The following is a 12,534-nucleotide window of genomic DNA, read 5'->3' as shown; positions in this document are numbered from 1 at the left end:
TAATACCTTTGACATTTTATGGTGTGACTGTGTACTATTTAACTAACACAGTGGTAAAGGGGATGGGGAAGTGAAAGCGTTTAGAGGATTGATGCAAAAGGAGTGGCTGATCGGGAAGTCGGTGCTTCTTTGGTTGCTGCTGGCCCAGGCGGGGTTAGTGTTTGTTGCCTATTTGCTTTCGAAGTATTTTGAAGTGGCTGGTTTGTTTTATATCAGTTCACCAATGGTCATCTTGATGCATCCGCTGATTATGATTTTCCTTATATGTAGTCGGTTGAATGTGGAAGGGAAGGTACAGGTATGGTTGTATAATCCACAGTCTTCCGGGATGCTACTAGGTAGTAAATTGTTGATCAGTGTACTGTTCCAGGGGATGTCATTGCTGTTTGCCTGCCTGCTCACTTTTGTGACGATGAGGATTCCTACGAGCCATTTTGATGTGAGTTTTCATACGGAGAGTATGATGTCATTCTATAATTTACTGCAAATGGGCATTTTGTTGATGGCAGTCAGTCTTTTTCTTGCCCTGGTCATATTATTTTTATGGGTGGTTTACCATGCATTGGCTCGGGTCTTAGCCATTAAACCGTTTCGTTGGCTGATCGTTTCCCTTCTATTTATAGGGATGGTCATGGTGGGGAGCTGGTATGAAAGTACGGCTGTTTATCAACAAATGGATACGGTCTGGGTCGTGGATGTGTTGAGTGATTCTTCATTTACCATGTCGGCTGATAATTTGAGATTTTATCTAAATACGGGCGGGATATCCCTCCTGACAACCGGGTTGGATATCATCACGTTAGTGTTATTATTCCTAGCTTCATGTTGGCTGCTGGACCGAAAGATTGAGGTGTAAGTGTATGACAGAGGAGTTTCATGCGACAAAGCCGATTTATTTACAGGTAGCGGATCGAATTTGTTATTCGATTGTCCGCGGGGAGATAAAAAGTGGTGAAAAGCTACCATCGGTTCGAGAGATGGCTATTCAAACGGGCGTCAATCCAAATACGATACAGCGCACGTATGCTGAGATTGAAAGGGATGGGATCGTGGAGACAAAAAGGGGGCAAGGAACATTCGTTAAAAATGATCCAAGCTTGATCGCTTCGTTACGGGTGCGGATTCAAACGGAAATCATGGAAACGTTCGTGGAAAATATGAAGGAAATTGGGTTGTCAAAAACGGAAATGCTCACGGCGGTACAGGCATTTTTGACAGAACGGGGTGATGTGGAATGATGATTGAAATGCAGGACGTGACGAAGAAATATGGAAAAGTTGTGGCACTGGATCGTGTTTCACTTTCGTTTGATGTAGGGAAAATCTATGGGGTGTTAGGGGCCAATGGGAGCGGTAAGTCGACCCTCCTCAAACTGATTGCCGGTTTGGTGAAACCTGATCAGGGTGAAGTGACGGTCGAGGGGAAGAAGGTTAGCAGGAGGGTTGCTTCTTGCGTGTCGTATTTGACGGAGTTGGATTTTTTCTATCCCACGTTTACGGTCGGCCATTATATCGACTTCCATGCTTCGCAGTTTACGGATTTCAATCGTGAGAAGGCCATGGAAATGCTGGCATTCATGAAACTGGATGTTGCAAAGAAAGTCAGTTCGATGTCGAAGGGAAACAGGGGCCGGCTTAAATTGGTGCTGGCTTTGTCACGGGAGGCATCCATCGTATTATTGGATGAACCATTTTCAGGGTTGGATGTGATGGTTCGTGAGGAGATTGTCCGCAGTCTGCTTACGTATATTGATTTTGAAAAACAAACGGTCATCATCACGACGCATGAAATCGATGATATCGAAAAGGTCCTGGATGAAGTGCTCTTGATTCAGAATGGGCAGGTCATTGGGAAAGAGGAAGTAGAAGGCATCCGTGAAAGAAACGGGGAGTCGGTAGTGGGATGGATGAAAGCACATTATAAGTGAGTAGTAGGGCCCCAAATGAGGATTTGGGGTCTTTTTATTGCAAAAAAAGAATATGGTTATAATTACCACGTAATAAATCATTGATAAAATCATGGTTTAATAGGAAAATATAACTAATCTCATTGAACTACTAATTTACATATGAAGGGAAATGAAACGTGTGCGGAAACAAGGATATATAAGGTTTTTGATGATGTTTGGAGCTTGCCTCTTTATGTTCTCGGTGGCAGGAAAAGCGGATGTACAGGCGGCTTCGAACGTGAATCAAGCTAAAGCGATTAACGTGAACAAGATGTATAAGGGTTCTTTAGCTAATAAGAAGGAGATTTTGTATAAAGTAACTTTACCCGAGCCTGGGAATGTCACGTTATCGATCAAACGGAACGCCAAGACCTCATTTGAGGGACATATCCAGAATAGTAAAGGCTATATCTATACGTTCGTTTATACGAAAAGGCAGGATGATACATCCGGGTTTGATGAAGTGCAAGTAGGTTTGCCCAAAGGGACGTACTATGTGCGGATCAGCAATAGTGGCGGACAAGGTTCCAAAGCGGATTATCAATTTTCCACGAAATATACAAAAAGCCAGTTTTACGAAAAAGAGTCCAATGATAAGGTAGCTACAGCGAATCCCATCAACCTGAATGCTACCTATAAAGGGGTCATTAGTCACTCTGATGATCGCGATTTCTTTACATTCATCGTCCCGCAAAATGGGAATGTGACATTGAGCGTGAAACAAAAACGGGACACGATATGGAGGGGCTCTATCCAAGATCGTTCCAATAAAAAGTTGGCAGAATTATATTCGAACGAAAATGGAAGCCTCACAACCTATTTGAAAAAAGGGACCTATTCCTTTGTGATGGAAAACCATGATGATTCCGTCGATGTCCCGTATGAGTTTACGATCTCGGATAGGACCAGTTCCTTAAAGGCCTCCCAAATCAACGTGACGAATCATACAGGCAAAGCGGATAGTGTAAAGGTAAGCAACCTGAAAAAAGGTGATGTCGTCACGGTGTATGATGCGAAAAGCAAAGGGAAGGTCATAGGGAAAACGACGGCGAAAGGCACTTCAGTGAGTTTTAAGGTCAGCCAGCTTGGCAAAAAGACAGGTAAGGTCTACGTGACCGTGATGAAATCACCCTTGAGGGAAAGTGATCGTGTCGCCCAAACGTTTAAGGGTGAAACCTCGCCTTCCGTGAAGACAAGCCAGGTCAAGCTGACGAATCATAAGGGAAAAGCCGATACCGTGGTGATCAGTTCCCTTGCCAAAGGCGATGTCGTGAAGATTTACAAGGCAAAAAGCAAAGGAAACATGCTGGTGAAAGGGACGGCAAAAGGCAAAAAGCTCACTCTTTCTATAAAGCAGCTCGGTAAGAAATCGGGCAAAGTGTACGTGACAGTAACAAAGTCAGGACAGCAGGAAAGTGGGAGAGTGGCAGTTTCCTATAAAAAAGAAAAGTAAAAGGTGGCCTCGGATCATATATCCGGGGTTATTTTTTTTAGAGAGGCATGTCCATGGTCATTTTACATGTAATCTCTCTAGGTAAACGACGATTTACTAGAAAATGGGTGCTTAGAAGAGTCCGCAATAGAAAGAAGGCGCATATATATGCAGTACGGATATCACTAAAGTATAAATAACTATTGGAGGCTAAAGGAAAAATGGCAGAAATAATTAGTTTACCGTACCTTCAAGCTTTGCAGGGGAAATTTGTTAAAGTATTTAAAGGCGGACCTGATTCAAGAGAAGGCAGGCTGATAGAAGTTACTGACGAGTATATCGTCATTCTGACTGAAGATAAGCAACTCGTGTATTATACGATTGCCCAACTGAAAATCGTGGTTGTGAATGCAAAGAAATCTCAAGAGGATTTACTACCTCCTTATGATGAGGGCTATGCATTTCCATCAACGTTCGTGGAGTTATTGCGAACATTGGATAACAGATTCGTCCAGGTGAATGGTGGAGGTCCAGCTTCAAAAGTCGGCCAGATTGTCGAGGTAGCGACAGATTTTATCGTGTTATCGACTAAGAAGGACGGGCTCGTTCTATTCCCGATTGCTCTTATTAAGAGTGTAGCGATTGTGGAGGTTTCCTTCCGTGCATCATGGCCGGAGTTTCCAACTGTCGATCTTGATACCCTAAATGGCGCTCTTAATCAATTGATTTACTTCTGGATTTCGGTTCATGCAGGCGGACCTGAAAAAGTAGAGGGTGTCTTGATACAAGTCGCAGATGAATTTATTGTTGTCGTAAATAAAGACGAAATATTTTATATCACGACAGATCAAATCCAATCCATTGGACTATTTTTCCCAAGGGGAAATGATGGGGAGGGAAAAGATAAGGATAAAGGCAAAGAAAGTTCTTCCCATGAGAGTTCCTCATGTGAAAGCAGTTCGTATGAAAGCTCATCACACGAAAGCAGTTCAAGTGAAAGCAGTTCGCATGAAAGTTCATCCTCATGTGAAAGCAGCTCAAGCGAAAGTTCATCATGTGTCTGCATAGTCCCTGAAAGTTCATCTTCATGTGAAAGCAGCTCGTATGAAAGCTCCTCGTCAATCGAGAGTAGCAGTTCGTTTGAAAGTTCTTCATCATTCGAGAGCAGCAGTTCCCCGGAAAGTTCATCAAGTGAGAGCAGTTCATTTGAAAGTTCCTCTTCATGTGAAAGCAGCAGCTCACCTGAAAGTTCAGATGAAGGCAAGAAACGTCGTCGCCGTCATAGAAAGGATAAAAACCGTACGCGTGTCAATACGTTTAAGAAAATCTGGCTTGAGAACCTTATTAAAGTTTCAAAGACAACTCTATAAAGGATCGACCCCACAGGTACAGCAACCAATGCAGTTGTTGTGCCTTCTTATTAAAAAGGGACAGGCATATGGGTTGTCCAAAAGGTGATCAAGGGCATATTGGACTAGACCTAGGGGTGATTCCTATAGCGAATCTCTGAAACAAGTCGGAGTGTACCAAAGTAGGACAGGATTCAAGAACGATCCCTCGCCATAAGGAAGGAAAGGTGGATTATATTTGTTTTCTAAATATATTGGACAGTATATGGAGCTAGAACTCTCAGGAAACATTCCTGTGTTTGGGAACTTAATAGAAGAAAGTACGGATATCTTAGTCCTGTACACGGGGGAAGTGTACCGCTATGTACCGCAGCGACACGTTAAGAATTATTCTTTTCCCATGATAGATGAAGAGATTGAAGGAGGAGAGGACCCGGAAATCAGTGAGACATCATTCCGTAAGATGCTGATGAATGCGAAAGGGCTCTTTGTGGAAATTTTGCTCATGAAAAACAAACCCCTCTACGGCTATATCGTGGGTATCATGAATAACTATTTCATTTTTCATTCTCCTGCCTATAAAACGATGTTCATCCCCATGGAGCATGTAAAGTGGCTAACGGTTCGTGAGGATGAAAAAGGGCCATACGGATTGAGTAAAAGCGAGCAGCTTCTTCAGGTTTCCAGTCTGAGCTGGGCCCGTACTCTGGAGGAACAACTGAAAAAATTGACCGATAAATTGGTGGTGCTCGATTTAGGGCAGCACCCGAAGGGCATAGGGAGAATCATCCAAGTGAAGGATGGCATCATCCATATGATGGATGCTCAAGGCGAAGAGGTTTACGTAAATATGCGGCATGTCAAGAGCTTTCAGTTTCCTCAATGAATAACTCCGGATCTACTAAGATCCGGAGTTATTTCTTTTTCTCGATATTCTCATAGACCGATGCGAGGGCTTGTTCGAATTTCCCACTTTTTTTCGGTTGATAGTATTTTTTGTTGCGCAGCTTGTTCGGTAGGTACTGCTGTTTCACCCATCCGCTTTCATAATCGTGCGGATAGAGATAGTCGACTCCGCGGCCCAGTTCGGTAGCCCCTTTATAATGGGCATCTTTAAGGTGATCGGGTACGTCGCCGCTATGGCCGGCTCGGATATCGGCGAGTGCCGCATCAATTGCTTTATAGGCGGTGTTCGATTTAGGCGATAGACAAAGCTCGATCACTGAATTGCTAAGCGGGATCCGGGCTTCCGGGAAACCAAGGCGCTCGGCTGCCTCGACTGCTGAAAGGGCACGAGGACCAGCTTGAGGGTTCGCCAGGCCAATGTCCTCATACGCGATGACGACCAAGCGACGGGCGATGCTGACCAGGTCACCGGCTTCTATCAATCGTCCTAAATAATGGAGGGCCGCATTCACGTCGCTGCCACGGATTGATTTTTGGAAGGCGGATAGGACGTCATAATGGGCATCTCCATCCTTGTCATGCGAAAAGCTCTTTTTCTGCATGCACTCTTCGGCAATTTTTACATCGATGACAATCGTTTCGGATTCGTCAGGCTCGGTAGAAATGACCGCAAGCTCTAGAGCGTTAAGGGCGCTGCGGACGTCCCCATTCGAAGCGGTCGCGAAATGTGCAAGAGCATCGGTGCTGACATCCGTTTTATAGTGACCGAGACCACGCTCCTCATCTTGTAATCCACGTTCGAGGGCTTTGATAATATCATTGACTTCCAGCGACTTTAGTTCGAAAATCTGGCATCTGCTGCGGATCGCTGGGTTGATGGCGTGATAGGGATTGCTTGTCGTCGCACCAATCAAGGTGATCATCCCATTTTCAAGGTAGGGAAGAAGGAAATCCTGTTTCGCTTTATCCAGGCGATGGACCTCATCGAGCAGCAGGATCACTTTACCGGACATCTTGGCTTCGGCAGCGACGATTTCCATGTCTTTTTTATTATTGGTCACAGCATTCAGTGTCCGGAAGGCAAACTTCGTGCTGCCGGCGATGGCGCTCGCAATGGACGTTTTGCCAATGCCGGGAGGACCGTACAGAATCATCGAAGACAGCTGTTTGGCCTTGACCATCCTCGCAATGATTTTCCCTTCACCGACGAGATGCTCCTGCCCGATGACTTCATCAATCGAACGGGGCCGCATCCGGAAAGCCAGCGGTTTAATATTCATGATGCACCTCTCCTTTTTATATAAGGTATCACAAACAAAGGGGGAAATGCTCAGAATATGCGTTTGGGGGAGGGAATTCGACGGTTGTGTGGGATCATTCAACATTCACGGGATTAATTCGACATAAGCGAGTTTAAGAGATAAATTCTACCCTTAGTATGGCCGGAATGATCTAATTGCAAGGAATGTAATAAATTTTTTGCGACCGCTGGAGAGTGGAGCTGGAGGAATTGCCAACATTCGCTGTTGGTATTGCATCATGAGAAGAGGTCATACATATGCGGCATATCCACTTTCTTAATCGTCTCTCCATGGAATACGTGGAACAGGTAGGTCAGAATACCCAGGTTCGTAATGAATCAGTAGACATCTTAAAGTTTTGGCAGATAAGGAGTATGCTATAGAAACTTATCTGAAAAAGGTCAAAGAGCTAGAAGAGAAGGGAAGTCTGATTTGAGTGGTGGTACTAAGGTATATAAGGTATAAAGGTAAGGTAAATTTCTAACAATTTATGTACCATAGGATAATATAGTGGTATCATAAATGAAGCATAAAAAGTAAAATTTTAGCGATATATAGATTTAATCTAAGGTGTTTTTACATAGAAAAAGAATGATAGGTATTTGGGGTAGAAAAAAATATACAGTAAAAGTTGGCAAAGTCAAGGGTATTTATGAAAGCAAGTAGATAGTTAAACTCGAACTTTAGTAGCTGATACTGCTGCAGGTTATGGAACATATTCTGTACAATTACTCGCTGACCAAGCTAAAACTTTAGAAAATAAAGCTGTTGAAGCATACGAAACATTCTTTACTGCTGATGATTCAACACGTGCTCTATAGTGAGCCTGTACAATTATTTAGTATATCTCAAGCATAAAACGACAAGTAAAAACAATTAAAAAAGTTATATAATTTTCTGATATTAATTTGTTTGAAAAATATAGGAGGAGTAATTTTGATGCAAAGTCCTTTACCTAAGATTGATACTTCTAAGAAAAAAGCTATATTACCAGAATATATACTTTCAAGAAAAAAAGCTCTTGCCCTTCATTTACTGACTGCGTTTTTCATGGTGATTTTGCCGCTAATGACCTTAGCTGTCTGCGAAATGATCGTCCGCAGCTATTTATGGATGCCCTTTACACATTGGACAGGCGAGTACACAAAGCGTTTTGCTTTAAATATGGTTATGATCCTTGCTCTTTATAATATTTTTTATATTCTTCCGCGCAGACTTTATATGATGATGAGTGTTTTGTTAAGTGGCTTCCTTATCATATTTGCCTTTGCGAATAAAATAAAATTAGAATTAAGGAATGCGCCGATTACAATTGGAGACCTTGCCTTATCTAAAGAACTCAAAGGGCTTGAGCAGCCTATAGATATTAATACAATGGTAATCATCATTTCTGCTGCGGCTATCCTTCTTGTCCTCATAGGAATTTATTTAGTCCCGCGATTTAAAGACAGATGGATACTAAAAGCAGGGGTTTTTGTTCTATCAATTGTCGTCTGGGCGGTTATATGGACAGGGTTTCCTATGTCTCCTATGGCAAAAGCTCAGTTCGAAAATACATATTGGCGGCTTGAACTAGGCACCATGAGAAATGGACTGATGGGAAACTTTATTTTAATGGCTAAGCAAGGTCAAATCCAGCCGCCAAAAGGGTATTCAAAAGATACAGTAAAATCGATAGGGGAAAAGTATCAGCCAGCATCACCACAGCAGCCTGCTGTAAAGCCGAATGTAATCTATATAATGAGCGAGGCCTTCACGGATCCATTGCACTTTGGAAAAGAGCATTTTACAGCTGACCCGATTCCCAACTTTCATCGTTTATATGACGAGTCGCTGCATGGAACGATGTATTCGCCGGAATTTGGCGGCGGAACTGCGAATGTTGAATTTGAAGCACTTACCGGGCTAAGCCGGCAGTTTTTCCCAGATAACGTGGTGGCTTATCAGCAGTTCGTGAAGCATCCGCTTCCTTCAGTGGCCTATGCATTAAGGGATGCAGGCTATCATACAACTGCTGTTCATGCTTTTTATAACTGGTATTATCAAAGACAATCAGTATATAAGATGCTTGGTTTTCAGCAATTTATTTCTGGGGAATTTATGGATCTGGATCATGTCAATGGATCTGGTCACGGCTACCCGAAGGATAAGCATATGACGGATACAATCCTGCAGCAGCTTGACCGTACAGATGGACCCGATTTCATTCACGCCGTCTCGCTTGAGGCTCATCAATCCTATCAGCCGCTTCAGGATTCTAAGTTTCTTCAGAAAGGGACTCTTCCGGAGAAAACAAGGACATACCTAAATCGGTATACTGAACTGATTCATAGCGTGGATAATGAGCTGGGACGGCTTGTTAATGAAGTGAAAAAACGACCGGAACCAACGATTCTTATCTTTTTCGGGGATCACTATCCAACCTTCCCGTCGAACGATTTGGTTTACGGAAAGCAAGGAACGAAAATTGCCAATAATATGCTGAATGACTACGATGATTTTATAACCACCCATAGTGTTCCCTACTTTATCTGGAAGTCTGAGGGAAATCAATCTCAGCAGCTTAATCTATCACCCAATCAGATTAGCGCCCTATCCCTGAAAATGGCTGGTGTAAAAGGGAATAACGTTACCGCTATTTTAGATAATCTGAGGGAACAGGAAAAGTCGGTCATCCCTTATGCGAAATTTAAAAAGGAAATGGGAAGTCCGTCAAAAGAAATGCTTGATTTAAAGCTCATTCAATATGATTTGCTTCACGGAAAACGCTACTCGGTAGACACTACAGCAAACATGGATGTGCACCCGGATAAATCATATTTTCTTGGAGAAATGAAACAGATGGAGCTTCAAAGCTTGTCTACTAAAGGAAATGCTTATGTTATGGAGGTACATGGTGCCCCTAAGTATACGAAGTTAGTCGATCAAGATGGAGATATCACCAGGGTGATCTGGAGGGGCAGCAAGGATGAGACTGCGATCTTTACAGTGAGTAAAGCGAGCGTACACGCAAAGGAGAAATATCGATTCGTTGTCTTTGATTCCACACATAAAGAGCTGAAGAGTACAAAACCTTTCATAATAAAAAAGTAAAGTAGATACAGCTGGGAAATGGGGGACATTCTCCACGATTTAAGGAGAGCCTTTTCAAAGGCTCTCAGTTTGTAGACAAAAGGGGTCCGGAATGGTTTCATTCCGAACCCCCTTTTGATATTTTTTTGGAATTTTGCTCAAGATTAAAAGCTTGGGTCTCTACAAGCCCACTATATTAGGCCATGTTTTTTACTTCAAGGATTAATAGGAAAGAAGAAGTGAGAATGAGAATGTCCATTTGAAAGGGGTAAGGGGAGCCAAGGAGATGGAGGTTATGAAAGAGTAGATACTCTTTTTCACGAACGGCTTGTAAAGCAGACAAAACGCTATGGTCACCATGGTATCCAGCTTACATTTTTTTATAGTCTGAGCTTAGTAGTGGGTGTAATGGATGGCTGCTTGGCAATCATTTTATAAGCGTTTCAAGCATTCGTGCTTGTAATGGAATCTCGCAATCTTTAATAAATCACTCCTTCAGTTTTTTATCATCATTTTATATTTTTTGAAAAAATTACTGCTATAAATGGGGTTTTATTTAGAATTCGACTGTCGTGTTCACTAAACTAATACGACTTTCAGTCAATTAATCCGCCATCCCACCATTTCCCCCACCTCTCCAATTAGAATTATTTGACAAATGAAGGGTGGGTGAATGCATTTCTACTAGGGATATGCTATAATTTCAAGAGAATTTAGTAACGGATTAATAATTTGAGGTGTATATACATGAAGATATCTACTAAAGGCCGGTATGGTTTAACGATCATGATTGAGCTTGCTAAGCATTATGGTGAAGGTCCGAAGAGTTTGAAATCGATTGCCCAGACGCATGATTTGTCCGAGCATTATTTGGAGCAGCTGATTGCGCCCCTTCGTAATGCGGGATTGGTGAAGAGTGTCCGCGGTGCATATGGCGGATATGTCTTGTCGAAAGATCCTCATGAGATTACTTCTGGTGATGTCATTCGCGTGTTGGAAGGACCGATTACCCCGGTTGAAGGAATCGAGGATGAAGAGCCGGTGAAACGTCAGCTTTGGATCCGGATTCGCGATGCGGTCAAAGAAGTCCTTGATAATACGACGCTTGTGGATTTGGCGAATTACAAGGACAATGGTGAAACAAACGATTATATGTACTATATTTAATTGGGACTACAGATTAATATGAAGCAAAAATACCTATTCAAAAGGGTTCTATCTTACAACCATTATTGGACTACCGGTTGATTTAAAGGTAAAATCCTATGTGAATAGGCATTTTTTTGCAAGTTTCATTTCATTAGTAAACACGAGAGTCAGGTTAATCATAGAGCATTGCCTAACTATTCTATGGAGGCGACAAAAAAGTGAACAGAATATATTTAGATCATGCTGCGACTTCACCGATGCATCCGAATGTGATTGATAAGATGATGACGGTCATGAGCCATGACTTTGGGAATCCGTCGAGCATTCATGCGTACGGACGGGAAGCGCGTCATGTTTTAGATGAAGCGCGTTCGAATATTGCCGCAAGTATCAATGCGGGACGGAATGAAATCATTTTTACCAGTGGTGGAACGGAAGCGGATAATACGGCGATTATCGGGGCTGCGCATGCGAATGAGAAAAAAGGCAACCACATCATTACAACAGAGATTGAGCATCATGCAATTCTGCATACCTGTCAATTCCTTGAGAAGTCTGGCTTTGAGGTCACGTATTTACCTGTGAATGAAGAGGGGCTCATTTCGATTGCTGATTTAAAAGCGGCATTGCGGGACGATACGATTTTGGTTTCCGTCATGTTTGGCAACAATGAAGTGGGTTCGATCCAGCCAATCGCTGAAATTGGACAACTCTTACGCGAGCACCAAGCCCTTTTCCATACGGATGCGGTGCAGGCATATGGTTTGATACCTATCGATGTCCGAGAGCTTGGCGTGGATTTATTGAGTGTTTCCGCTCATAAAATCAATGGACCAAAAGGAACCGGTTTCTTATATATGCGTGATGGATTGAAGTTCGCTCCTCATTTATACGGTGGGGAACAGGAACGGAAACGGCGCGCGGGTACGGAAAGTGTCCCGGCAATCGCTGGTTTTTCCGAGGCCGTGTCCATTGCCCAAAGTACGATGAAGAGTAAAACGGAGCAATACAACTCTTTCAAAGACGTATTGCTTGCCGTTTTTGACAAGGCAGAGGTACAATATGAAATTAACGGATCGAGGGAGCACGCGCTTCCACATGTGTTGAATGTCAGTTTTCCTGGTACGAATGTTGAATCGATGCTCGTGAATTTGGACTTGGCCGGTGTTGCGGTATCAAGCGGATCTGCTTGTACGGCGGGGTCCATTGAACCGTCGCATGTTTTGGTCGCGATGTTTGGAAAAGGTTCGGAGCGGACGAAGAATGCGATTCGTTTCAGCTTTGGCCTGAACAATACCGAGCAGGAAGTCAGGGAAGCTGCGGAAATAACCGTGAAGATCGTGAAAAGATTAGTACAACCATAATTTTTGTAAATAG

General features: G+C 43.0%; 10 protein-coding genes and 1 pseudogene. 9 read left to right on the top strand and 2 right to left on the bottom strand.

The window, feature by feature from the left end; genetic code table 11:
- Positions 1-70 precede the first annotated feature (70 nt).
- The 6 genes from AC503W_RS13605 to AC503W_RS13580 all read left to right on the top strand — a co-directional run bounded on the left by AC503W_RS13605 (position 71) and on the right by AC503W_RS13580 (position 5,615).
- Positions 71-856 carry a hypothetical protein gene (locus tag AC503W_RS13605; RefSeq protein WP_494914482.1) on the top strand — a complete coding sequence of 262 codons (786 nt, stop codon included), beginning with the start codon at positions 71-73 and terminating at the stop codon, positions 854-856.
- Between the two features lie 4 nt (positions 857-860).
- Positions 861-1,238, top strand: coding sequence for a GntR family transcriptional regulator (locus AC503W_RS13600; RefSeq protein ID WP_407406827.1), 378 nt, complete (start codon positions 861-863; stop codon positions 1,236-1,238).
- The gene (locus tag AC503W_RS13595; RefSeq protein WP_494914480.1) at positions 1,235-1,927 is read left to right on the top strand and encodes an ABC transporter ATP-binding protein; all 693 of its coding nucleotides are present in this window, start codon (positions 1,235-1,237) and stop codon (positions 1,925-1,927) included. Before AC503W_RS13600 ends, AC503W_RS13595 begins: the two co-directional genes overlap by 4 nt.
- 187 nt (positions 1,928-2,114) lie before the next feature.
- The gene (locus AC503W_RS13590; RefSeq protein WP_494914479.1) at positions 2,115-3,401 is read left to right on the top strand and encodes a hypothetical protein; all 1,287 of its coding nucleotides are present in this window, start codon (positions 2,115-2,117) and stop codon (positions 3,399-3,401) included.
- A 200-nt stretch (positions 3,402-3,601) separates the two neighbouring features.
- Positions 3,602-4,750: a hypothetical protein gene (locus AC503W_RS13585; protein WP_494914477.1), complete on the top strand. Its 1,149-nt coding sequence runs from the start codon at positions 3,602-3,604 to the stop codon at positions 4,748-4,750.
- A 217-nt stretch (positions 4,751-4,967) separates the two neighbouring features.
- Positions 4,968-5,615, top strand: a complete 648-nt coding sequence (locus AC503W_RS13580; RefSeq protein ID WP_494914476.1) for a DUF2642 domain-containing protein — start codon at positions 4,968-4,970, stop codon at positions 5,613-5,615.
- A 28-nt stretch (positions 5,616-5,643) separates the two neighbouring features.
- Here AC503W_RS13580 and AC503W_RS13575 read toward each other — a convergent pair whose 3' ends face one another.
- Positions 5,644-6,915 (bottom strand): replication-associated recombination protein A, encoded by a 1,272-nt coding sequence (locus tag AC503W_RS13575; protein WP_494914474.1) that lies wholly within the window; start codon positions 6,913-6,915, stop codon positions 5,644-5,646.
- A gap of 960 nt (positions 6,916-7,875) precedes the next feature.
- Between AC503W_RS13575 and AC503W_RS13570 the strand changes: the two genes are divergently transcribed.
- Positions 7,876-10,029: an LTA synthase family protein gene (locus tag AC503W_RS13570; RefSeq protein ID WP_494914473.1), complete on the top strand. Its 2,154-nt coding sequence runs from the start codon at positions 7,876-7,878 to the stop codon at positions 10,027-10,029.
- Between the two features lie 175 nt (positions 10,030-10,204).
- On the opposite strand, the pseudogene AC503W_RS13565 reads toward AC503W_RS13570, so the two are convergent.
- Positions 10,205-10,366, bottom strand: a pseudogene (locus AC503W_RS13565) (nuclease-related domain-containing protein); the annotation flags it as partial.
- 389 nt (positions 10,367-10,755) lie between these two features.
- Between AC503W_RS13565 and cymR the strand changes: the two are divergent.
- Both cymR and AC503W_RS13555 read left to right on the top strand, forming a co-directional pair.
- Entirely contained in the window at positions 10,756-11,175 is a 420-nt protein-coding gene (gene cymR, locus AC503W_RS13560; protein WP_494914472.1) for a cysteine metabolism transcriptional regulator CymR, read from the top strand.
- A gap of 200 nt (positions 11,176-11,375) precedes the next feature.
- On the top strand, positions 11,376-12,521 hold the full coding sequence (locus tag AC503W_RS13555) for a cysteine desulfurase family protein (RefSeq protein ID WP_494914470.1): 1,146 nt from the start codon (positions 11,376-11,378) through the stop codon (positions 12,519-12,521).
- Positions 12,522-12,534 lie beyond the last annotated feature (13 nt).

This window comes from Peribacillus suis, assembly GCF_059384845.1.
The sequence above is the reverse complement of the archived record's forward strand: the minus strand, read 5'-3'. Positions and strand labels throughout refer to the sequence as shown.